Source organism: Aquimarina sp. KJ22-3, assembly GCF_055808215.1.
On record NZ_CM147859.1, the window covers coordinates 995418 to 1017735 of the forward strand.

At 35.7% G+C, this 22318-nt stretch carries 21 protein-coding genes; 9 read left to right on the forward strand and 12 right to left on the reverse strand.

Going from position 1 to position 22318, the window contains the following annotated elements; all coding sequences use genetic code 11:
• Positions 1-20 precede the first annotated feature (20 nt).
• From AC0L3Q_RS04165 to AC0L3Q_RS04185, 5 genes are all read right to left on the reverse strand, one after another.
• Positions 21-2657 (reverse strand): BamA/OMP85 family outer membrane protein, encoded by a 2637-nt coding sequence (locus AC0L3Q_RS04165; protein ID WP_473285395.1) that lies wholly within the window; start codon positions 2655-2657, stop codon positions 21-23.
• A 4-nt stretch (positions 2658-2661) separates the two neighbouring features.
• On the reverse strand, positions 2662-3399 hold the full coding sequence (locus AC0L3Q_RS04170) for an isoprenyl transferase (RefSeq protein WP_473285397.1): 738 nt from the start codon (positions 3397-3399) through the stop codon (positions 2662-2664).
• A gap of 2 nt (positions 3400-3401) precedes the next feature.
• On the reverse strand, positions 3402-4079 hold the full coding sequence (gene porG, locus AC0L3Q_RS04175) for a type IX secretion system protein PorG (RefSeq protein ID WP_473285399.1): 678 nt from the start codon (positions 4077-4079) through the stop codon (positions 3402-3404).
• Positions 4080-4179: 100 nt separating this feature from the next.
• The gene (locus tag AC0L3Q_RS04180; protein WP_473285401.1) at positions 4180-5064 is read right to left on the reverse strand and encodes an NAD kinase; all 885 of its coding nucleotides are present in this window, start codon (positions 5062-5064) and stop codon (positions 4180-4182) included.
• Between the two features lie 36 nt (positions 5065-5100).
• Positions 5101-5757, reverse strand: coding sequence for a CBS domain-containing protein (locus AC0L3Q_RS04185; protein ID WP_473285403.1), 657 nt, complete (start codon positions 5755-5757; stop codon positions 5101-5103).
• A gap of 103 nt (positions 5758-5860) precedes the next feature.
• Between AC0L3Q_RS04185 and AC0L3Q_RS04190 the strand changes: the two genes are divergently transcribed.
• From AC0L3Q_RS04190 to clpX, 8 genes are all read left to right on the forward strand, one after another.
• Positions 5861-6574 carry a pyridoxine 5'-phosphate synthase gene (locus tag AC0L3Q_RS04190; protein WP_473285405.1) on the forward strand — a complete coding sequence of 238 codons (714 nt, stop codon included), beginning with the start codon at positions 5861-5863 and terminating at the stop codon, positions 6572-6574.
• Positions 6575-6581: 7 nt separating this feature from the next.
• Positions 6582-7349: an alpha/beta fold hydrolase gene (locus tag AC0L3Q_RS04195; protein ID WP_473285407.1), complete on the forward strand. Its 768-nt coding sequence runs from the start codon at positions 6582-6584 to the stop codon at positions 7347-7349.
• Positions 7350-7465: 116 nt separating this feature from the next.
• Positions 7466-8716 carry an OmpP1/FadL family transporter gene (locus AC0L3Q_RS04200; protein ID WP_473285409.1) on the forward strand — a complete coding sequence of 417 codons (1251 nt, stop codon included), beginning with the start codon at positions 7466-7468 and terminating at the stop codon, positions 8714-8716.
• A 3-nt stretch (positions 8717-8719) separates the two neighbouring features.
• Entirely contained in the window at positions 8720-10288 is a 1569-nt protein-coding gene (locus AC0L3Q_RS04205) for an SGNH/GDSL hydrolase family protein (RefSeq protein ID WP_473285411.1), read from the forward strand.
• A 92-nt stretch (positions 10289-10380) separates the two neighbouring features.
• Entirely contained in the window at positions 10381-10728 is a 348-nt protein-coding gene (locus AC0L3Q_RS04210; RefSeq protein WP_473285413.1) for a phage holin family protein, read from the forward strand.
• A gap of 85 nt (positions 10729-10813) precedes the next feature.
• On the forward strand, positions 10814-12136 hold the full coding sequence (tig, locus tag AC0L3Q_RS04215; RefSeq protein WP_473285414.1) for a trigger factor: 1323 nt from the start codon (positions 10814-10816) through the stop codon (positions 12134-12136).
• Between the two features lie 103 nt (positions 12137-12239).
• The gene (gene clpP, locus AC0L3Q_RS04220; protein WP_473285416.1) at positions 12240-12914 is read left to right on the forward strand and encodes an ATP-dependent Clp endopeptidase proteolytic subunit ClpP; all 675 of its coding nucleotides are present in this window, start codon (positions 12240-12242) and stop codon (positions 12912-12914) included.
• A 167-nt stretch (positions 12915-13081) separates the two neighbouring features.
• Complete coding sequence (gene clpX / locus AC0L3Q_RS04225) at positions 13082-14314, forward strand: ATP-dependent Clp protease ATP-binding subunit ClpX (RefSeq protein ID WP_073315589.1); 1233 nt, start codon at positions 13082-13084, stop codon at positions 14312-14314.
• 88 nt (positions 14315-14402) lie between these two features.
• Here the strand turns inward: clpX and AC0L3Q_RS04230 are convergent, their stop codons facing one another.
• Both AC0L3Q_RS04230 and AC0L3Q_RS04235 read right to left on the reverse strand, forming a co-directional pair.
• Positions 14403-14744 (reverse strand): hypothetical protein, encoded by a 342-nt coding sequence (locus AC0L3Q_RS04230; protein ID WP_473285418.1) that lies wholly within the window; start codon positions 14742-14744, stop codon positions 14403-14405.
• A 249-nt stretch (positions 14745-14993) separates the two neighbouring features.
• Positions 14994-16520 (reverse strand): GH3 auxin-responsive promoter family protein, encoded by a 1527-nt coding sequence (locus AC0L3Q_RS04235; RefSeq protein ID WP_473285420.1) that lies wholly within the window; start codon positions 16518-16520, stop codon positions 14994-14996.
• Positions 16521-16640: 120 nt separating this feature from the next.
• On the opposite strand from AC0L3Q_RS04235, the gene AC0L3Q_RS04240 reads away from it, so the two are divergent.
• Positions 16641-17435 (forward strand): DUF2797 domain-containing protein, encoded by a 795-nt coding sequence (locus AC0L3Q_RS04240; protein WP_473285422.1) that lies wholly within the window; start codon positions 16641-16643, stop codon positions 17433-17435.
• A gap of 17 nt (positions 17436-17452) precedes the next feature.
• Here AC0L3Q_RS04240 and AC0L3Q_RS04245 read toward each other — a convergent pair whose 3' ends face one another.
• The 5 genes from AC0L3Q_RS04245 to AC0L3Q_RS04265 form a co-directional block, all read right to left on the reverse strand.
• On the reverse strand, positions 17453-18094 hold the full coding sequence (locus AC0L3Q_RS04245) for a LysE family transporter (protein ID WP_473285424.1): 642 nt from the start codon (positions 18092-18094) through the stop codon (positions 17453-17455).
• A gap of 126 nt (positions 18095-18220) precedes the next feature.
• The gene (locus AC0L3Q_RS04250; RefSeq protein ID WP_473285426.1) at positions 18221-18661 is read right to left on the reverse strand and encodes a hypothetical protein; all 441 of its coding nucleotides are present in this window, start codon (positions 18659-18661) and stop codon (positions 18221-18223) included.
• 82 nt (positions 18662-18743) lie between these two features.
• Positions 18744-20021, reverse strand: a complete 1278-nt coding sequence (locus tag AC0L3Q_RS04255; RefSeq protein ID WP_473285428.1) for a hypothetical protein — start codon at positions 20019-20021, stop codon at positions 18744-18746.
• A 460-nt stretch (positions 20022-20481) separates the two neighbouring features.
• Positions 20482-20919 carry a hypothetical protein gene (locus AC0L3Q_RS04260; RefSeq protein ID WP_084549458.1) on the reverse strand — a complete coding sequence of 146 codons (438 nt, stop codon included), beginning with the start codon at positions 20917-20919 and terminating at the stop codon, positions 20482-20484.
• Between the two features lie 37 nt (positions 20920-20956).
• Positions 20957-22225: a hypothetical protein gene (locus tag AC0L3Q_RS04265; RefSeq protein ID WP_473285430.1), complete on the reverse strand. Its 1269-nt coding sequence runs from the start codon at positions 22223-22225 to the stop codon at positions 20957-20959.
• Positions 22226-22318: the final 93 nt, after the last annotated feature.

Below are 22318 nucleotides of genomic sequence, written 5' to 3' on the forward strand. Positions count from 1 at the left end.
TTGAAATAATCGTGCCAAAACTAAAACTGCTGTCCAATAATAAAATGAGTTTCCCATCCATTAGGCCCAGTATTAGTACCTGGTATTGGATCAAACCCATATCCAAAATCGATCCCTAATAAACCAAAAGCTGGCATAAAGATACGTAAACCTGCACCAGCAGAACGATTTAGTTGAAAAGGATTGAATTCTTTAAAACTATCATACGTAGCACCACCTTCCAAAAATGTCAACATATAAATGGATGCTGCTGGTTTCAACGTTATTGGATAACGAAGTTCTAACGAATATTTATTATAAATTGTTGCACCGTCTCCATCAAAATCTTGATTCGTAGGTCTGCTTAAAGGAATTAAGGACTGATTTGGATATCCTCTTAACGCTACAACTTCACGGCCATCAAGGGCAGTAGCCCCCAAACCGTCACCACCTAGTAAAAATCTTTCGAAAGGAATAACCCCTCTATTACTGTTATATGCTCCTAAGAACCCATATTCTGCTCTTGTTCTTAATACCAGAGGTTTCTTACCTAAATTAATCAGACTGGTATACCAAGTACCGTCAAACTTAATCTTATAGTATTCTAACCACTTGAAACGTTCTTGGTCGATTTCTCCGATCTCATCATTTATTTCCTGACTTCTTACCAGTTGTTGTGAGTCTGTAAGATCAAGGTTGCCTAACTCATCTTCAAGGGCATCTCTTTGGGTAGCAAGTGCACTATAATCATTTCCATCAAACAAGGAGTAAGGTAACGATAATTTGGCAACAATATTGAATTCTGACCCTCCAATTGGGAAGATTGGGTTTACCGTAGTATTATTTCTGCTTAAACCTATGGTATAGGATAGGTCATTTGATGATCCGTTACCAAAAGTAAATAGCCTGGTGTTAAAGTTTTTAAGATCGTAGTGCCTGATGCTAATTGCTTGAGAAAGCGTGAAATAGTTGTCTGGCCAATTCAATCTTTTTGCAATACCAATAGACCCTCCAGTAATAAGGAATTTACTATCTCTGTCTACATCACGGTTGATATTATTAAACCTAAACTGAATGGTATGAGAGAATGATGTAGATAATTGATATGGACGTTTACCTCCTAACCAAGGTTCAATAAAGGATAGGCTATAGGTTTGAAAGAATCTACTGGCTTGAGCCCTTAGACGTAAAGTTTGTCCGTCTCCCATAGGAAGTGGGCTATAGGCCTTACCATTAAAGATATTTCGAATCGAGAAGTTATTGAATGCCAAACCTAGCGTACCAACAAAACCTCCACCTCCAAAACCTCCTTGGAGTTCAATCTGGCTAGATCCTTTTTCTACAACAGGGTAGTTAATATCAATGGTACCCGCCTGCGGATTTGCATTTTGGAATTGTGGTTCTAATTGTTCTGGATCAAAGAATCCCAATTGTCCAATTTCTCGAACGGTACGTACTACCAGATCTTTGCTATAACGCTGTCCCGGTTTGGTTCTTAGAATTCGATAAATTACGTGATCATTAGTTTTGTCATTACCAGTAACTGTAATATGATCAAAATAGGTCAATTTTCCTTCACGGATACGTATTTCAAAATCGATAGTGTCATTATAAACGTTGGTTTCTACTGCATCTATGCTAGAGAATAAATACCCGTTGTTCTGATACAAGTTGGTTAGATCATCTGCATCTGGTTTGGTATTGTCAGCGATCTGTTTTTCTAATAAAATACCGTTGTATACATCTCCTTTTTTGATTACAAGCTGTCTAGCCAGTTGTCTGTCGGTATATACACTGTTTCCTAAGAAATTTATGTTTCCGAAATAATATTTATTTCCTTCTTCAATATCCAGATTTAAAGAAACCGTACTATCATCGTTTACAATTAGAGAATCTCCAACAATACGAGCGTCTCGATAACCCTTTTCTTTATATTTTTTGATGATATTGTCCTTGTCATCCTGATAATCGGATTTGATATATTTAGAGCGTTTCCAGAATCTGTAAGGCTTTTTCTGTTTGGTGTTAGACATAGCAGCTCTTACCTTGCCATCAGAAAGTTTCTCATTACCTTCAATATTGATTTTGGATACTTTTACACGATCACCTTTGTCGATTCTAACCAGCATATTTACTTTGTTGGTAGCAACAGTATCGGTTACCGGAGTAGTGTTTATGGCAACTTTGGTGTTCAAGAAACCTTCCTTTCTATATTTATTACCGATAAAATTTCGTGTAGTGGTAATAAGGTTTTCTGTTACTTTGGTTCCTTTGGTAAGGCTATTGTCTTTTATAAGATCTTCTCCTTTACGTTTTTTTACACCTTCGATACGAACCTCATTTAATTCTGGAACCTCTTGTATATTAAGTTCGATGTCTGCAACTTCTCCTTCCACATTGGTAATGTAGAAATTGATATCGCTAAACAATTCTAAATCCCATAGTTTTTTGATGACTTTACTGATGCGATCTCCTGGTAAATAGAGGCGTTCTCCTTTTCGTAATCCTGTAAAGGTAATAACGGTGTTTTCGTTATAACTAGTAGTTCCAGTCACTTTGATCTCACCCAAAATGTATTCTTTTCCTCCTGATCCAGGAATAGTTTGTGCAGAAACTGATAATGTGTTTATGAATAAAGCAAGTAACGTAAAATACGCAATTGGTAATCTTTTTGTCATTTTTTTAACTGAGCTGCTCACTAGTTTTTCCAAATCTTCTTTCTCTTTTTTGATAGTTGTATATGGCCTCAAATAAATGTTCTTTTCTAAAATCTGGCCATAAAATCTCTGTAAAATATAACTCTGCATACGCAATTTGCCATAATAGGAAATTACTAATACGTTTTTCTCCACTGGTACGTATTAGAAGATCCACATCTGGCAAGTTTTTAGTATACAAATGCTCATTAATGACTGATTCATTTATAAGATGTGGCGAAATTACACCATTTTTAACTTTAATACTGATTTCTTCTATTGTTTTTATAAGTTCTTCGCGACTTCCATAACTTAACGCAAGGGTTAATGTCATATGGTCATTAGATTTGGTTTTTTCTATAACTTCGAGTAGCTCTTTTCTTGCTTTGTCTGGCAAAGATTGAAGGTTGCCAATAGCATTGAGCTTAATGTTATTCTCTTGAAGTGTTTTGATTTCTTTTTTTAAAGAGGTGACTAGAAGTCTCATTAAGGTGTCTACCTCTAATTTTGGTCTGTTCCAATTCTCGGTCGAGAACGCGTATAATGTAAGATATTTTACCCCAATTTCAGCGCTGCTTTCTACAGCTTCACGAACTGCTTTTGTTCCTTTTTCGTGACCAACGCTTCTGAATAAGCCTTGCTTTTTGGCCCATCGGCCATTGCCGTCCATTATTATTGCAACGTGCTGAGGAATATTATCATTTAACTGTTTTTTGTCAATCATTTTTAAAAAGCACAATAACACGGTATCCTACCCCAGGTATACGATATTGTAATACCTGTAAATACATACCAGTCATTGTTGTTTAAATTACCAAATCCTGTACCAAATCTATCATCGGGATCACTTCCGTCTAGATTATCTGTAAACGTGTATCGAGCACCTATTTCTGCTCCGATAACAAAATCCCTACCTAATGTTTTTTTGACTCCTACTACCATAGGAATAGCAAAACTCCATTTATCGCTATAGGCTTCTATTTGGTTGCTAGCATCTATTGCCTGTGCACCATAGTTAAAAGCCGTTAATCCGCTATAAAGATACGGAGTAAACTGGGGTTTTCCATCATATAAAAACCAATCCCAGAAATTAAATTCCATACCTACTGATAGTTCTTTTACAGAATTATCAAAACTTAATCCTCTTTCTTTTCTACGATCATCACCTTTAGAATCGTCTCCATCAAGTCCTGCATATAGAAACGAAGCTCTAAATGCGTGTCTTTTACTTCTGTTCCACTTTGCAATTACCCCAAAAGCTACGTCGTTGGGAGCAATGTAGTACGTCGACCCTACATCACCTATATAATTGGCGCCTCCGGCCATCAAACCTACTTCGTAAGTTTGGGATGTAGCAGATTGTACGAAAAATACAATAAATAATAGTGATGCTAAGTATCTCATAGATTTTCAAAAGTTTGCAAATATAACAATTAACTTTAGTACACAAGAATTTGAGTAAAATAGTATGACTTAAAAAACACTTTTTAGCAGATTTTATTGTTTAATTACGTTTATCTTCTCCCCACAACATTTTTTTACGTAGTGTTTTCAGAAAGCTATTGCCTTGCAAAACAACCATATTTATTTTAAAAGGAGCTTTCTTTATGATCACAGTAGCATCATTAGGTAATGTGTGGATTCTGGAATCTAGAGAAACCAAATAAGAATCCTCTCTTCCAGTAACCTGAAGTTTAATTTCTGTGTCGTCAGGAATAACCAAAGGTCTTGCATTTAAATTATGAGGGGCTATAGGGGTAAGTAACATGCTTTCTGCATCAGGCATTACAACGGGTCCGCCACAACTCAAAGAATATCCCGTAGATCCGGTAGGTGTAGCAACAATAAGTCCGTCTGCCCAATACGAAGTTAAAAACTCATCATTCAAACTGGTATGCACGGTAACCATCGAAGTGGTGTTTCTTCTACTAACGGCAATTTCATTCATCGCAAAATTCAAAACTCCAAACTCGTCTGTTGGAGTTACGGTTTCTACGGTAACCAAGCTTCTTGGGGATATGACATACTTTTTATTAAGGATAAGATCAATACTGTCTTGTATTTCTTCTTTTTGGATGGTGGCTAGAAATCCTAGTCTTCCAGTATTAATCCCCGCAATAGGAATTCCTAAATCTCTAACATAAGTAATCGTTCTTAATATGGTTCCATCACCACCAATACTGAAAAACAAATCGTAAGATGTATCCAGTTCTTCAAAAGTGCTGAAATGAGAATAGCTTTTGTCGATTTCGTCATGAAGATGAATGAGTTCTAAAAAATTCTTTTCGATAACTACCTCGACATCATTGTTATCAAGAATGTCTAGTAATTGCTGGATATAAATCCCTGAATTTTTATGATAGAACTGCCCGTAAATACCGATCTTCATCACGATATGGTTTGTATGAGTTGGTTATATAAACGATCAAATATTTAAATATTTTTCCAAATATTTTGATCGTTCTTTTAAATTGGTTAAAAAGGTGTCTTCTTGGTGTTTCGAAACAATATTGTAGCTATATCTTCTAAAGGTTTGAACAATATTATTAATATCACTATCTCCAATTTTGATAGTGATTTGTGCTACATCATTTTCCATATTAGAAATAAATAATCCTAATACCTTGGCGTTATTTGATTCGATGATTTGAGAAATTTCACTGAATGAATAATCCAAGATTCCTTTTTCTACAATCAGAATATTACCGGGTTCACTAAGGAAAGGAGTTTCATTAAAAAGGTTCATGATATCTCCCAATTCGAAAAGTCCCAGATAGCTATTGTTATCGTCCAGTACCGGTATGATGTTCGATTGGTTTTGTGCAAAAGCTTCCAAAATATCCAACCAATTTTGATCTTTTCTAACAAAAAAACCTTCTAACGCATACTGGTAGGCTTCCAGAGTCTTGTCGGTTTCAAAACATCGTATATCTGTCTCAGAAATACAACCTAAGTAGGTTTTGTCCTTTATTATCGGGAAATGGGTATACGTTAGCTCATTAAATAATAATTGAGCTTCAGTTACCTTAACCGAGATGTCTAAAGGTTCAATTTCGTTTACTATGTATAAGTTCGTCTTCATATGTTTTTTGGACCCCTATATGATGCAAAATAATCAAAAAATATGCAATCAAGGCGTTCTCAACTTTGTATTTTTGCTTTTTTAGATAAATACATCAAAAACTATGACAAAGTTAAGTGTTAATGTCAATAAAATTGCAACGCTTCGTAATTCAAGAGGGGGTAATGTGCCGAATTTGCTGAAAGTAGCAAGTGATATTCAGGATTTTGGAGGGCAGGGGATTACTATTCACCCAAGGCCAGATGAAAGACACATTCGATATCAAGATGCCTATGATTTAAAACCCATTGTTCATACCGAATATAATATAGAAGGAAACCCGATTCCAAAGTTTGTGGATTTGGTTTTGGCGGTAAAACCTACCCAGGTTACTCTGGTTCCCGACGCTATTGATGCGATTACCAGTAACGCTGGATGGGATACCAAAAAGAACGAAAGTTTTTTGAATGAAGTGATTTCAGAATTCAAACGAAATGATATCAGAACCTCGATTTTTGTGGATCCGGTGATTGATATGATAGAAGGAGCAGTCAAAACAGGTGCAGATCGTATAGAGCTTTATACCGAAGAATTTGCTTTAGAATATGGTAAAGGAAATAAAGAGGCTATTACACCATATGCCCAATGTGCACAATTGGCAATAGATTTAGGTCTTGGAGTCAATGCTGGACATGATTTGTCATTAGATAATATTCAGTTTTTTAAGGAAAATGTTCCTGGTCTTTTGGAAGTGTCAATAGGCCATGCATTAATTAGTGAGTCCATTTATCTTGGCTTAGAAAATGTGATTCAGATGTACTTACACCGTCTTAAATAATATAGTTATGCAATTACACGCTAATGTTTTTGGGGCAGGGCAGCCCTTGCTAATTCTTCACGGTTTTTTAGGGATGGGAGACAACTGGAAAACCTTAGGAAAGAAAATTTCTGAACAGGGGTTTGAAGTTCATCTAATTGATCAGCGCAATCATGGAAGAAGCCCACATAGTGATGAATTTAGTTATGATTATATGGTAGAGGATCTTTTGGAGTACTGTACTACGAACAATTTGGATGCTATCCATTTGCTGGGGCATTCTATGGGAGGTAAAGTAGCGATGTTGGCTGCGGTAAAACACCCAGAGTTGATCTCAAAACTAATTGTAGCGGATATCGGACCAAAGTATTACCCTTTGCATCATCAAGATATTTTGGATGGATTGAATGCACTTGATTTTGAAGTATTGAAGTCTAGGGGAGAAGTGGATAAGGAATTGAGTCTATATGTTCCAGATATGGGAGTGCGAATGTTTTTGATGAAGAACTTATACTGGAAGGAAAAAGGAGTGCTTGGATTGAGAATGAACCTGAGTGCACTCATCAAAAATGCTTCAGAAATTGGAGTAGTATTAGGAGAAGAATATCGTTATGACGGTACGGCTTTGTTCTTAAAAGGAGAAAAATCCAATTACATTTTAGAGGAAGATCGGCCTGGAATTACTCGTCAATTTCCCAATGCCTACATACGTGAAATTCCTGCTGCAGGGCATTGGTTACACGCCGAAAACCCATCTCAATTTTTGGCCGAAGTATTGGAATTTGTTAAAAATTAAGTAAAAAATGCTATGTATGCATAATATTTTTAGGATTTCGTTGTCTAATTGGTATTTTCTACTATTTTTGGGGAATCTTTTTACAAACCCTAAAACAAAAACAATTCTAAATTATTATGAAAAAACTTCTATCGTTAGTTCTATTCATCTCTGTAGTTTCGGCTACTTATGCCGGTGGATATAGAGTTAGTGTGCAAGGTCAGAGAGCGATTGCAATGGGGCACACTGGAGTAGCTGTTGTGAATAGTGCTGAACTTGTATTTTTTAACCCTGCAGGTCTTGTGTATCTGGAAAACAACCTGAATGTGAGTGTTGGTGCTAGTGCTATTTTTACAGATGTGATTTATCAAAATGCATCACTTGGAACCTCTGCTGAAACAGATAGTTCTGTAGGAACACCACTTAACCTATATGGTTCTTATAAAGTGAATGACTGGATGTCTGTAGGTCTTGGTGTATATACTCCTTACGGAAGTGAGGTTACTTGGCCAACAGATTGGGCAGGATCTCACTTGGTAAACAATATTGATCTGGCAGCGATTTATGTGCAACCTGTTGTGTCTTTCAAGCTTTCAGACTATTTCAGTATTGGTGGAGGACCTATATATGTTACCGGTTCAGTAAACTTTAATCGTAATTTTAATAGAAGTTTGACAGATATCGAAGGAAACCGTTCTAATATTACTGTAGATGATTCTGGAGTAAGTAATTGGGGATGGAGTGTAGGTGCGATGTTTAATCCAACCGAAAACCTTCGTATAGGATTTAGCTATAGAAGTGAAATCATCCTTGAAGCAGAAGATGGAGAAGCAACTTTTGCCAATTTTCCAAATTCTCCTGCATTCCCAGCAAACGGAAATACAACATTTAGCGCAGAATTACCACTACCTGCTGAGTTAACCGTTGGATTGTCTTATGAGTATAAGAAATGGTTATTTGCTTTTGACTTCAATAGACAATACTGGGAGGTATATGAATCTTTGGATCTTACCTTCGGAAATGGGGCAACCTCTTTGAACCCACGTAACTATAAGAACTCTTCAGTGTATCGTTTTGGATTACAATACCAAGCTACAGAAAAGATTGCACTTAGAGCAGGTTATTATAGAGATGAATCTCCTGTACAATCAGGTTTCTTCGCGCCAGAAACACCTCGTAATGATTCTGATGGATTCTCTGGAGGATTTAGCTTTGCGGTAACTCCGAGATTAGCGATCGATGCGTCTTTCTTTTACTTGAGATTTGATGAAATCGATGAGTCGTATGACTTTGGTGTAGATCCTGTTTCAGGGCAAGCAGTTCCTTTTGAAGGAACCTATAAATCAAGCGCTTTTGCGCCAGGTCTTGGTTTAACTTATAAAATGTAATTCATGATGATAAAAAATATAAAATATTTAGCGATTCTAGCTGTTGGATTGGTGGCTTGTGAGCCAGAATTTGATAATCCAATCGATGAATCTGGAGTATTTACCAGTGGAGAAGCTAACTTTAGTAACTTCGTAGCGTTAGGAAATTCATTAACTGCTGGATTTGCTGATGGAGCCTTATATATCACAGGGCAAGAGAATTCTTTTCCAAATATTCTATCTCAACAATTTGCATTAGCGGGTGGGGGAGAATTTACACAACCTTTGATGGCGGATAATGCAGGAGGATTTAGTAATGATCCAGTAACATTCCCTACCAGATTTGTATTGGCTTTTGATGCTCAAGGAAACCCTGGTCCTGCCAGATTTACTGGTGCTGCGCCAACTACAGATTTTACAAATAACTTAGGGAGTTCTTTTAATAATATGGGGGTTCCAGGAGCTAAGAGTTATCATTTAGGTTTTCCTGGTTATGGAAATGCTGCAGGTGTTGCTGCGGGATTAGCGAATCCTTATTATGCAAGATTTGCATCGTCCGCAACTTCAACAGTGCTTGGAGATGCGATAGCTCAAAACCCAACCTTCTTTAGTTTATGGATAGGTAATAATGATATTCTTAGTTATGCTACTTCTGGAGGTGTTGGTCTAGATCACAATCAAACTGGTGAGCAAAATCCAGAAAACTATGGACCTAATGATATTACTAACAATACAACGTTTGCAGGGGTGTATAGTCAGCTGCTACAAGGTCTTACAGCAAACGGTGCAGGGGGAGTTGTATTGAACTTGCCAGACGTAACGTCTTTACCATTTTTTACAACTGTTCCTAATAATGCATTGGTACTAGATGCTACTCAGGCGGCAAGTCTTACTGGTTTCTTCCAGGCGGTAGTTGGTATTGTAACGGCTCAAATTGCAGGAACCGGAGCTCCTTTAGCTCAAGCACAGGCAGTAGCATCGCAATATGCGATTACATTTAATGCTGGACCAAACAGATTTTTAATCAAAACCGAAGTAACACCTGCAAACCCGCTTGGTTTCCGTCAAATGACCGAAGAAGAGTTGTTGGTGCTTACTATTGATCAGGCTGCTTTGGCGCAAGGTTATGGATCCGTAGTGTTAACTCCAGAAGTACTTCAGGTACTTGGGATCCTACAAGCAGGAGGAATGCCTACTGCAGAGCAAGGTGCATTAGTGATAGCTGCGATCAGTGCTATCGATGATCAAGACGCTTTAGATAGTGATGAGCTTACTGCTATAGAAACAGCTAGAACTTCTTTTAATGCTACTATTGCTGGTTTAGCTACGGCTAATGGTATTGCTTTCTATGATGTGGCAAGTGATTTGTCACAAGCTGCAAATGGAGGTATACCTTTTAATGGAGGTATCATCACTTCAGATTTTGTTACCGGTGGAGGATTCTCTTTAGATGGAGTGCATCCTACTCCTAGAGCTCATGCTTTGGTGACCAACGGAATTCTAGATGCTATTCAAGAAACTTATGGAGCACAGCTTCCTAGAGTAGATCCAGGAGATTTTGGTACAGTTACCTTAAGTAACGAAGTGAACTAAGATTACAATAGATATTCAAAATAGAAAAAACCTGCTTATTTTTTAGCAGGTTTTTTTATATTCATAGCATACAAACCATAACCAATTATATTATGAAATTTCTTTTAAAATTAGTCTTAAGCGCATTGGCCGTTTTATTATTGGCCAAAATTCTACCGGGCGCTCAGGTTGATAATTATGTAAGTGCACTTATTGTAGCGGTAGTTTTGGCAGTCTTAAATACTATTGTAAAGCCAATTCTAGTGTTTTTGACGTTACCGGCTACCATTGTTACTTTGGGGTTATTTTTATTAGTAATTAATGCTGCAATTATTTTGTTGGCCGATTATTTTATCGATGGATTCTCAGTCAATGGATGGCTTTGGGCGTTGATATTTAGTGTTTTGTTATCGGTATTTCAATCAATCCTACATTCAATTTTAATAAAAGACAAAAGCTAGCTGTTTTTCAAGGAGTTAAAAATTTGTTGTGACGTAAAAAAGTATTACTTTTGCAACCCAATTTTTAGTAGTAAACGTAGAGATAATGAATATTTCAAAAGAGCAATTAGACGATTTAAATGCAGTAGTAACTGTTGATATTTCCAAAGAAGATTATACTGGTAAGGTAGAGAAAATCCTGAAGGATTACCGCAAAAACGCGAATATTCCTGGGTTTAGAAAAGGTCATGTTCCTATTGGACTTGTTAAGAAACAGTATGGAAAGGCAGTATTGGTAGATGAGGTGAATAAATTATTGCAAGATGCTTTACACAAATATTTAACCGAAGAAAAATTAGATGTTTTAGGTAACCCTTTACCAAAAGAACAAGAAAATTTTGATTGGGATGCTGATGATTATTCTTTCGAATTTGAATTAGGGTTAGCGCCAAAGTTTGATGTTAAACTTAACAGCAAAAAAGCGATTACTCATTACAAAATTGTTGCTAGCGATGAGATGATCGATAACCAGGTAAATACCATCCAAAAACAGTACGGTAAATTAGTTGCTAAAGATGCTGCAGAAAAAGAAGATTTGGTTGCTGGTGTTTTCGTAAATGAAGAAAAAGAAATCAATAATCCTACTACTGTTGCTTTAGAAAAAATTAAAGGAAAAAGAAATCTAGATAAGTTTTTAAAAGCAAAGATAGGGGATACACTTACACTAAAAACAAAAGGGTTATTTAATGACGATCATGACTTGATCAGTGCTCTGAAAATAACTCATGATGAGGCTCAAGATCTAGATATTGAAGTTGCTTTTACAGTTAATGAAATTAATAAACAAGAGTTGGCTGATTTGGATCAGGAGTTATTTGATAAGTTATACGGTCCAGGTGTTATTTCAAGTGTTACCGAATTAAAGGAAAGAATTAAAACGGATTCTGAGTTACAGTTTGAGCAGCAGTCTGATCAGCAATTGCTAAACGCTATTACGGAGTCACTTCTTGAAAATACTCAGTTTGATTTACCAGTAGAATTTTTGCAAAAATGGATTCGCACTACAGGAGAGCAGCCATTAACTGAAGATCAAGCTAAAGATGAGTTTGAGAAAAGTGAAAAAGGGTTGCGTTACCAATTGATAGAAGGTAAAATCATTAGCGATAACAATTTGCAGGTAACTTTTGAAGAATTGAAAGACTTTGCGAAAGACTTGATCAAAGGGCAAATGGCTCAGTTTGGACAGATGTCTCCTCAAGACAAAGAGTTAGAGGATATTGCTGCACGTATCTTATCAAATCAAGACGAGGTGAAAAGAATTTCTGAGCAATTGATGAGCAAAAAATTATTGAATTTTTACAAGGAGAATGCAAAGCTTAAAACCAAAGAAGTAAGCTTTGATGAATTCATAAAAGAAGTTTACAAATAATTAATGTTGTAATTTACTAAGGAATTTATACTTATATTTAGGGCGTTAAACCACGTTGTGGTAAACGCCTTTTTTTATAAATAAAATTTCAGAGAAAGAACATATGGATTACGGAAAAGAATTCGAAAAATATGCTACAAAACATCATGGGATAAGCAGTACGTATTATAACCAGATGATTAATAGTATGTATCCAACCAATATGACTCCAAATATTATTGAGGAACGTCAAATGAATATTGCAATTTTTGATGTTTTTTCAAGATTAATGATGGATCGTATTATATTTTTAGGAACTGGTATCAACGATCAGGTTGCTAATATTGTGCAAGCACAACTTTTGTTTTTGGAGAGTGTAGATGCTTCAAAAGATATTCAGATCTATATCAATTCTCCAGGTGGAAGCGTGTATGCTGGTTTAGGAATTTATGATACGATGCAGTTTATCAAACCTGATGTAGCTACGATTTGTACTGGAATGGCGGCTTCTATGGGCGCTGTGTTGCTTTGTGCAGGTCAAAAAGGAAAAAGATCTGGTTTGCCTCATAGTCGTGTAATGATTCACCAGCCTCTAGGTGGAGCGCAAGGACAAGCAAGTGATATTGAAATCACAGCTCGAGAGATATTGATTCTGAAAGAAGAATTATATAAGATCATAGCGAAGCACTCTGGACAGACGTATGAAAAGATTTATGAGGATAGTGATAGAGATTACTGGATGAAAGCTGATAAAGCTTTGGAGTACGGAATGATTGATGAAATCTTAACAAGAGAATAACATTCTTTTGTTGAGTTCGAAGCTTGTGTTTCGACTTAATGAAAATAACATAGTATTGCTGAAAAAAGCGTTCTAAAATGTTTCGTTTCACACGATTATTATAGTAAACGTAATTGGGATATATTTTTTGTAATACAAAGAGAAAGATTAATAGAAACTAAATAACGATGGCGAAAGAAGATTTAGAATGCTCTTTTTGTGGGAGAAAGAAGCCTGAAACAAACTTGCTTATTGCGGGATTAGATGCCCATATATGTGATCGATGTATTGTTCAGGCACATGGAATTGTTGTTGAAGAAGCCAAAGATGAAGAAACCGGAGAGCTGAGTAATGAGTTAATGTTGCGCAAGCCGATGGCGATCAAGAAGTTTTTGGATGAATATGTAATCGGACAAGAGTTTACAAAAAAGATCATGTCTGTTGCGGTTTATAATCATTATAAACGTTTGTTGCAACCTCAAACCGAGGATGATATTGAAATACAAAAAAGTAATATCATTATGGTTGGGCAGACCGGAACAGGAAAAACACTAATGGCAAAAACTATTGCAAAAATGCTTAATGTGCCTTTGGCAATAGTAGATGCTACCGTGCTTACCGAAGCTGGTTATGTAGGAGAAGATGTGGAAAGTATTTTAACCAGGCTTTTGCAGGCAGCAGATTATAATCTAGAAAAAGCACAGCGCGGTATTGTTTTTATTGATGAGATCGATAAAATCGCAAGAAAAAGTGATAACCCTAGTATTACACGAGATGTTTCTGGAGAGGGTGTGCAACAAGCACTTCTTAAATTACTAGAAGGAACAATTGTTAATGTGCCACCAAAAGGAGGAAGAAAGCATCCAGACCAGAAGTTTATTGAGGTAAATACTGAAAATATACTATTTATTGCAGGAGGTGCTTTTGACGGAATTGAAAAAATCATCCAAAAGCGATTGAATATGCAGGCTGTTGGATATAGTGCTTCAAAAAGTGAAGATGCTATAGAAAAAGATAACTTGTTACAGTATATCATTCCAAAGGATTTAAAGGATTTTGGTCTTATTCCTGAAATTATAGGGAGATTGCCAGTGCTGTCCTATATGAATCCACTAGACGGAGAGACACTTCGTTCTATCCTAACGGCACCAAAGAATGCGATTATCAAGCAGTACAAGAAATTGTTTGAGATGGATAATATCACATTTTCTATTACAGATGGTGCTTTGGATTATATCGTTGACAAAGCAATGGAATATAAGCTGGGAGCTCGTGGACTACGTTCACTTTGCGAAGCGATCTTAACAGATGCGATGTTTGAGTTGCCTGAGAGCGACGAAAGTGAATTGAGAGTGACCAAAGACTATGCAGAAAAGAAACTGAATAAATCCACTATTAAAAAGCTTAAGGCAGTGTCTTAAGCTTAAGGTTGATTACTTTATAAATACAAAAAAGCCGTTATATAACTATAACGGCTTTTTTGTTGGTTGAATAGTTGGAATATACTATTTAGTCTGTATATGATATTCTCTCTTTTGAGTTTGTGATTATATCTTCGGTATTTCTTAGTACTAACTTGTGATTATTGCTATCCTTAAGTTGAATATCAAAGTTGTTTTGGATGATTAATGCTTCATAAAAGGTAACCTTAGATATTTCTCCGTAGCAAGCCATATCATCAGAAGCATTTTGTTTAGCCGAAACTCTAGCGATTGCCGCATCTTCGTTCTTTGCTATATCCTTAATAGTTTCATTGGTTGTTTCTTTTGCAGATGTAGTACTCGCATTCTCTTGAGCGCTCATTCCAGTAACAACAAATAAAAATAATAATAAAGATAATGTAGTTTTCATATTTCGGGGCTTTAGTAAGTTTGTAACTATCTGGTAACAAATTTAATATGAAAAAGAGTTGTTGAAAAGTGATTTGGGAATTTTTAGATTAAACGCATTTTTTGGTCGATGAAATACTACTTTTTTTGTTAAAAACAAGTATTCTTACATAAAAATTTTACGGTAAAACCGTATTTTTTTATAGGTTTCTTACCTGATTTTACCCGAAAAACGTCAGATTTTTCAAAATGCAGAAATGCTACCAGCTCATTAGTAAGAACTTACCTGATTTAGGGATAATAATTCTTCAATATAGGTTCTTGTGTTCGATAGTCTGGGGATTTTGTGTTGCCCGCCAAGTTTATCCTTGTTTTTTAACCAATCATAGAACAATCCCTTTCTGGCTTCCCGGATTTGAAGAATATTCAAAGTAGTATTATTGTATCTTTTTGCTTCGTAATCGCTATTTACTTCCTGCAACTGCTGGTCCAGTACAAAAGCAAACTCTGTCAGGTTGTTGGGATATTTTTTAAATTCTATAATCCATTCGTGAGCCCCTTTTTCCCTTCCTTCCATAAAAATAGGAGCTACCGTATAGTCTACGATTTCACTATTCGTAATTTGAGTGGTCTTTCTAAGGGCTTCTTCGGCGTTTTCGATAATTAACTCTTCGCCAAAGACATTAATATGATGTTTTGTTCTGCCCGATACTTTGATTCTATAAGGATTAACCGAAGTAAAACGAACAGTGTCCCCGATCATGTATCTCCATAATCCGGCATTAGTGGTGATTACTACTGCATAATTCTTATCTACTTCTACTTCGCTTAATGGAATTACCTTTTGTTTTGGAGTTCCAAAAGTGTCCATAGGTATAAACTCGTAAAAGATTCCATAATCCAACATTAAAAGCAATTCTGAAGAATCGTTTCGATCTTGAATTGCGAAGAATCCTTCAGAGGCATTATAGATTTCATAATATTTGAAAGCGTTATTAGGAAGTATCTTTTGATATTGATCGCGATATGGCTCAAAACTTACTCCTCCGTGAAAATACACTTCAAGATGATTCCAGATTTCAAACAAGTTTTCATTACCTGTTGTTTCCAGAACCTGATTAAGAAGAACCAACATCCAGGAAGGTACACCAGCCAAGCTGGTTACATTTTCTTGAATGGTTTCATTAACGATGGCTTTCATCTTATATTCCCAATCACTCATCAGGGATATCTCACTACTGGGAGTTGAGCTGAAATCTGCCCAGAAAGGCATGTTGTCTATAATAATGGCAGACAAATCCCCAAAAGAAGTGCCATTTTCTTTATACAGTTCTTTGCTACCACCAAGGCGTAAGCTTTTTCCGGTAAATAGCTTCGAGTTTTCATTGTTGTTAAGGTACATGCACAGTAAATCCTTTCCGGCTGCAAAATGGCAATCTTCTAGAGATTCTTGACTTACTGGAATGAATTTACTCTTGGCGCTTGTAGTACCGCTTGATTTTGCGAACCATCGTATAGGTGTTGGCCAAAAGATATTACTTTCTCCTAATCGGCTTCTTTCGATCATAGATTCGTAATCTTCATATGATCTGATAGGAACTCGTTCTTTAAAGGTTTCATAGTTATTTATGGAAGCAAAATCATATTGCTTTCCAAGCTCTGTGTTTTTCGCAGTTTCCAATAGTACATGTAATAATTCTAGCTGTACTTCATTAGGGTACTTCAAAAAAAGCTCCATTTGATGAAATCTTTTTTTCAAGAACCAACTGGCTATAGAATTAACTAATGGGATTGGCATTTTTTGATGTATATTTATGCGAAAATTGTGGTTTATTTGTTTTAGATGGCCGCCATCAGAAAACTAAAATAATAAAAATAATTACATTCTTCTTCTAACCTTAATTTATAACATAGTTTTATGCAATATCAAGGGGTCCTTACCAAGATGCAAACTGAAATAGGAGAACCTATTCAATATTACCTGGTTTTTGAATCAGATTTTATCAATGTCAATCAATTACTGGATAAAAAAATTAAGATCTCTTTTGTGGGATATCAATGTTTAGCATGTGGTGAGAACAAAAAAATTTATCGACAAGGCTACTGTTATGATGATTTTTACAACAGGCCAGAAGTAGGGGATTGGGTGATGCGCCCCGAATTGAGTAAAGCACATTTGGATATAGAGGATCGAGATCTTGAGTTTGAGAAAAAAGTGCAGCTACAGCCGCATATTGTATATCTGGCAAATTCTAGTAATGTAAAAGTAGGAGTAACTCGCAAAACACAAGTGCCTACAAGATGGATTGATCAAGGTGCTCATGAAGCTATAGAAATAGTAGAAGTTCCTAATCGATATCTGGCGGGGATTACCGAAGTGGCATTAAAAGAACAGGTAGCAGATAAAACGAATTGGCGTACAATGCTCAAAAATGAAGTCGCAGACGAGGATTTGATAGCGCACAAAAACAGATTAAAGCCCTTTTTGCCAGAAGAGGTTCAGGAGTATTTTATCGAGAACGGAAAAGAAACCGAATTACATTTCCCTGTACTACAATACCCTGAAAAGTTAAAAAGTCTGAATCTGGAAAAGACACCAGAATATTCAGGAATTTTAAAGGGAATCAAAGGTCAATATCTCATTTTTGAAGATAATACCGTATTTAATGTTAGAAATAATGAAGGGTACGTGGTAGAGCTAACGGTTAATTAATCACTGTTTGGTGTCAATTACTCGATAACAAATTTTATACTCTGCGCGATCGATATTGCAATCAATGCCACTCCTATAATTCGGTGAATTTTAGTTTTTGAATCTCCTTGTTTCTGAGACATCTTATTCCCCCATTTTCCGTAAAAATATAGAGTGCCTATTTTGCCTAGATATATTCCTAAAAAGAATAAGGCAAGAGAAGATATTGGATTTTGGATAGTTAATGCAAATACGTATTTGTTGGTTAAAGATATGGCTATGAGCCAATAGATAATCACTGGAGGATTTAAAATCGCAAGAGAGAAACCAGTTAAAAATTTTGACTTAGGCGCTTTGATCTTTTTTCTGGATTTGCCACTAGCTGTATTTTTCTTCTTATTGGCAAATATTAAGAAATAGATGCCAATGGCAAAAAAGAGTGCTATAAAAGAACCTTGTATCCAAGGATTGTTTTCAAAAAATGCAGAGAGCTCCATACTACAATGCAAAGCAAAAAGAGCTAAAAGAACTTCTCCAACACCTGCAGCCAAAGCGATATAAAAAGCTTTTTTTATATTTTCTTTGATCGATGTGTTGATCACGGCGATATTAACAGCTCCTAAGGGTACTGCACCAATTATGGCAATGATGATTCCTAAAAAAAGATATAGTACGGTCATAGTATCTTAGTAGTAGTAAATATAATAATCTTACAGCTAAAATTCTTTTAAACACAAAAGCGACCTTAAACAGTCGCTTTTGCACCCTAAGTAATTAATGATAATTTAAACACATTACAATTATCTTTAGAAGTTACCGTTAACTCCAATTCTCATTTTTTTAATGATTTCTTCAAGGTAGAGTATGGTCCAAATGATCTTTTCGGTATCCGCATATGGAACCAATTCCTCGATAGCCACTTTTGTGCTTTCCAGGCTTTTGGCTACGGCTTCAGTGTTGTTCTTTAGTACTTTTACATTTCTAGAATCTTCTTTTATCCCAATGTCACTGAGCCTCACTCCCGCTTCGTTGGTGAGAGATAGAAACGGCAGTATAATCATAATTTCCTCAACACGTTGTTTATAAAGGTGTATGAGTTCTCCTTTTTTTAAGGCTTCCAGTTCGCTAATCGTATAAAAACGATTTATTTGCTTGGTTTGCGAAAAAAATACGGCGTCGTTTGTTTTTTGTGCAATTGTACTTTGTAATGTTAGAAGGAAAACAAAACTAACTAATAATTTAAACATAATATATAACTCTGATTAGACAAAAATCGGTTTTGTTGAACAGGGATCAATTTAAATTGGGGGGACTGTTTTTAAAATTCGATTACTGCATTACCATGTAGTTATTCATAGATTGTTTCAGTTGAAATTTTGGCATTAAGTTATTTTCTGGATCATCAAAAAGATCTTTGGTATCAACAAAATCTTTAGTGAATCTATTGTATTTTAAAATGTTTAATGCTCCCTTTTCTATTAATTGGTGTGCTACACGTACTCCTTCTCCATGGATATTGAAAAAGCTATTATCCATCATAAATCTCTTTTGGATCAACGCTACAGATGTATAGGACTTGTCAAATTGCACCACATCAGAGAAACCAGAGATTTTAGATTTATGGATGTAGGTTAATGCAGAATTAGAAGAATATACAGCAGCACCAGTATGTTGGTAGTTTGTCTTATTTGATAGGTTTACTAAGGTAGCATTGCTAATAGTAACATCTGTTACCGAATTTGGGTCAACATAGCCCATGTTTTCATCATATCCATCTACTTCTATAGCATAAGATCCGGCAGGACTGGTAATATATGGGTGACGTACCGCCATAACATTATTAAGATTTCCTTTGAAACCTTCTGCCATTTGGTAGTCATCATCATTTGCTTTTAGGGAAATAAGATTTTGAGCATCGTTTATTCCTCCATGAAAGTTAAAAGAATCTTGACCAGAATAGCTAACCATAATATTATCTATAATCGATCCTGATCCAATTCCATAAAGAGAAAGACCATTGGATCCTTGTTGTCTTTTGGTAGTGTTTCCAGGGTATTCGATTCTTACATATCTAAGAACAGTAGTTTGCTCTTCATGTCTATCTCCTCCATATACTGAAAATTGCGGATTATAATTTCCTTCTATAAGACCATTTCCGGAAACGGTATTCGTTTTTCCTGATCCGGCAATTGAAATACCACCCCAATCACCGCTATTTCTTGATTTTGGGGCTTTGTTGGATGTGAAAACAATTGGATATGCTTTAGAACCTACGGCTATTAGTCTAGCACCTTTTGTCACTATAAGATTAGCAGGATCTTTATGGTCACAACGTATAACTGTACCTTCTTCAATAGTTAATGAAGCACCTTGAGTAACATAAACATCACCTGACATTAAATAGACCACATCGTTAGTTAAATAAGTGTCGTTGGCGATAATGTTAGGGAGTTTCTCTTCTGCTTCGGGATAATCTGTTTTGTTAGGGGAGAAATTTGTCCAGCCTTTTGCCCATTTTTCTTCGTTTTCTCCAAAGTCTTGTGCTTTAAGTGTTGGGGTGTATAAAAACAAAATGAATAGGGTAATCAGGGTAGCTCTTTTTTTCATAGTAGATTATTTTGGGGTTAACTTCTTGGAGGAAATTTCTTTCTTCCAACTTTTGGGATTACTAAGTTAGTAGAGTTTTGTTAAAGTCGGTTACGTGTTTACCGTAAACTTTGTACGTTCGTCGTCTTTTTAAGAAAAATTGGCAAAATATTATGAGTATAATTCCTACTTTATTTTTCTTATGCCACTGAAAATCAAAAAATTAATAAATGTTTATTTCAATTGACTGAAAATTAAACAAAAATATGTAAGGGGGAAATCCCCCCATCAAAAAGGGTGTTTTTTGGAAGATTTTGCCCTTTTTTTGCTGATATATAAATGATTAAAAGAGTAAGTTGAATCAAAAATTTAAGTGTTTTGTGTCAGTAGCTACACTTAAATGTTAAAAACCTTACTTATAATGAATAAAAAAACCAGTTAGTTACAACTGGTTTTTGTGAGTTTAAAGGAAAATTGGAAATTAGAAATTTCCATTGGCTCCTATACGTATTTTTTTGATGACTTCTTCAAAATATAAAATGGCCCAAACAATTTTTTCGGTATCTGCATAAGGGATAAATTCGGAGATCATATTATTCGTACTCTCAAAAGAATCTAATATGGCTTCATGATGTTTGTCTAATGATTTTAGATGATCAGAACTCTCTTTGATACCAATATCTGATAGTTTCACGCCTGCTTCATTAGTCAATGCAAGGTAGGGTAATACTGTAGTGACTTCTTTTACTCGTTCGGTGTATAGCTTAATCAATTCCCCTTTTTTCATGTCTTCCAGTTCATCAATGGTGTGGAATTTTGAAATCAAAGCTTGTTGATCAAAGAATACATTCTTCTTGGTTTGTGAATACGTGAAATTGAAAATCAAAAAGAATAGAATGCTAAAAGTGATTGTTTTCATTGTAGGGGAATTTTTAAAGACGATGTGTTAATTTATGCTATTGCATAAAGGTGTAATTACTTGATTCTTTTATGGTGAATTTTGGATTTTTGGTATCTGTAGGATCGGTAAACAAATCCTCTGCACTTTTAAAATTATTGGTATACATATTGTATTTTAAAAGTTGACCAAGATCCTTATTTGATGTAAATCCAGTGGTTATGGCAATATCATGCACATTGAAAATACTGTTCTCCAGCAAAAAGCATTTTTCAATATCTGTGTAGGATTGGTAAGTTTTATCAAACTTTACCACATTAGCAAATCCAGATATTTTGGATTCGGTAAGTTCTATACGCGCTAGGTTTTTGGAGGAAATTGCAGCGGTGGTATGCTGATAATTACTCTTGTCTGATAGATTGATCAGTGTGGCATTTTTTATTTTAATATAAGACAAAGAAGAGGCATTCATAAAACCATCTTTTTTATCATATCCGTCAATTTCTATAGCAAATGATCCGCTAATATCACTAATATATGGGTGTCTTATCGCTAGGATATTGGATAATTCTCCAGAGTACCCGAGGGTAAAATCAAAATCGTCATCTTTGGCTTTGTAAGAAATAAGATTACTCATAGGGACACTGCCCCCAAAACATTCGAACGAATCGTCGGCAGAATAGCTAATCATGATATTGCTTATGCTGGATCTTTTGCCAAGTGCATATAAGGATAGTCCATTAAGCTCTTTGGATTTGTTGGTCTTTTTGCCGGCAAATTCGATACGTACATAATCCAAGTCTGCAGTCATTTTATCTTCACCAGTGCCTCCGTACATCGAATATTGAGGTAAAAAATTTCCTTCTATCACTTTGGTAACGGCAGGAGAATTTATTTTCCCGCTTCCTGCTATTATAATTCCGCCCCAGTCTCCAGGTTTTCTGGATTTGGGAGCTTCATTCGAGGTAAAAATGATAGGGGACATTTTGGAGCCTTTAGCTATCAATTTCGATCCTTTAGCAATGATTAAACTTGCTGGATTCTTTGTGTCACAACGTATGATCGTACCTTCTTGTATGGTAAGCGTAGCATTGTTGGTAACATATACATTTCCGGACATTAGATAGACTACATCATTTCTGAGGTAAGCATTGGTTTCAATAGTACTGGGAAGTATTTCTTCGGCTTCAGGGTAATCCTGAAGATTTGGGTCAAAATTGGTCCATCCCTTGGTCCAATCCATGTGATTGTTTTTTATGTCTGCTTGAGACCATACCACAATAGATACATTGCAGCACAAAACGAGGAGTAATGCATTCAATTTCATAAACGGGGGTATTTTGGTTGGGGTATTAAAATTAAAATTATACCATTACTTCATAGACAACTATAACTTTACTAAATCGTTAACCCGGTTTTA

What these genes read in the sequence shown, in the direction of transcription:
- AC0L3Q_RS04190 (WP_473285405.1), top strand. Translation starts at nt 5,861, where the DNA reads ATGACAAAGTTAAGTGTTAATGTCAATAAAATTGCAACGCTTCGTAAT.
- AC0L3Q_RS04210 (WP_473285413.1), top strand. Translation starts at nt 10,381, where the DNA reads ATGAAATTTCTTTTAAAATTAGTCTTAAGCGCATTGGCCGTTTTATTA.
- AC0L3Q_RS04240 (WP_473285422.1), top strand. Translation starts at nt 16,641, where the DNA reads ATGCAATATCAAGGGGTCCTTACCAAGATGCAAACTGAAATAGGAGAA.
- clpX (WP_073315589.1), top strand. Translation starts at nt 13,082, where the DNA reads ATGGCGAAAGAAGATTTAGAATGCTCTTTTTGTGGGAGAAAGAAGCCT.
- AC0L3Q_RS04205 (WP_473285411.1), top strand. Translation starts at nt 8,720, where the DNA reads ATGATGATAAAAAATATAAAATATTTAGCGATTCTAGCTGTTGGATTG.
- AC0L3Q_RS04265 (WP_473285430.1), bottom strand. Translation starts at nt 22,225, where the DNA reads ATGAAATTGAATGCATTACTCCTCGTTTTGTGCTGCAATGTATCTATT.
- AC0L3Q_RS04230 (WP_473285418.1), bottom strand. Translation starts at nt 14,744, where the DNA reads ATGAAAACTACATTATCTTTATTATTATTTTTATTTGTTGTTACTGGA.
- AC0L3Q_RS04180 (WP_473285401.1), bottom strand. Translation starts at nt 5,064, where the DNA reads ATGAAGATCGGTATTTACGGGCAGTTCTATCATAAAAATTCAGGGATT.
- AC0L3Q_RS04195 (WP_473285407.1), top strand. Translation starts at nt 6,582, where the DNA reads ATGCAATTACACGCTAATGTTTTTGGGGCAGGGCAGCCCTTGCTAATT.
- AC0L3Q_RS04185 (WP_473285403.1), bottom strand. Translation starts at nt 5,757, where the DNA reads ATGAAGACGAACTTATACATAGTAAACGAAATTGAACCTTTAGACATC.
- clpP (WP_473285416.1), top strand. Translation starts at nt 12,240, where the DNA reads ATGGATTACGGAAAAGAATTCGAAAAATATGCTACAAAACATCATGGG.
- AC0L3Q_RS04165 (WP_473285395.1), bottom strand. Translation starts at nt 2,657, where the DNA reads ATGACAAAAAGATTACCAATTGCGTATTTTACGTTACTTGCTTTATTC.
- AC0L3Q_RS04200 (WP_473285409.1), top strand. Translation starts at nt 7,466, where the DNA reads ATGAAAAAACTTCTATCGTTAGTTCTATTCATCTCTGTAGTTTCGGCT.
- porG (WP_473285399.1), bottom strand. Translation starts at nt 4,079, where the DNA reads ATGAGATACTTAGCATCACTATTATTTATTGTATTTTTCGTACAATCT.
- AC0L3Q_RS04170 (WP_473285397.1), bottom strand. Translation starts at nt 3,399, where the DNA reads ATGATTGACAAAAAACAGTTAAATGATAATATTCCTCAGCACGTTGCA.
- AC0L3Q_RS04235 (WP_473285420.1), bottom strand. Translation starts at nt 16,520, where the DNA reads ATGCCAATCCCATTAGTTAATTCTATAGCCAGTTGGTTCTTGAAAAAA.
- AC0L3Q_RS04255 (WP_473285428.1), bottom strand. Translation starts at nt 20,021, where the DNA reads ATGAAAAAAAGAGCTACCCTGATTACCCTATTCATTTTGTTTTTATAC.
- AC0L3Q_RS04250 (WP_473285426.1), bottom strand. Translation starts at nt 18,661, where the DNA reads ATGTTTAAATTATTAGTTAGTTTTGTTTTCCTTCTAACATTACAAAGT.
- AC0L3Q_RS04260 (WP_084549458.1), bottom strand. Translation starts at nt 20,919, where the DNA reads ATGAAAACAATCACTTTTAGCATTCTATTCTTTTTGATTTTCAATTTC.
- AC0L3Q_RS04245 (WP_473285424.1), bottom strand. Translation starts at nt 18,094, where the DNA reads ATGACCGTACTATATCTTTTTTTAGGAATCATCATTGCCATAATTGGT.
- tig (WP_473285414.1), top strand. Translation starts at nt 10,814, where the DNA reads ATGAATATTTCAAAAGAGCAATTAGACGATTTAAATGCAGTAGTAACT.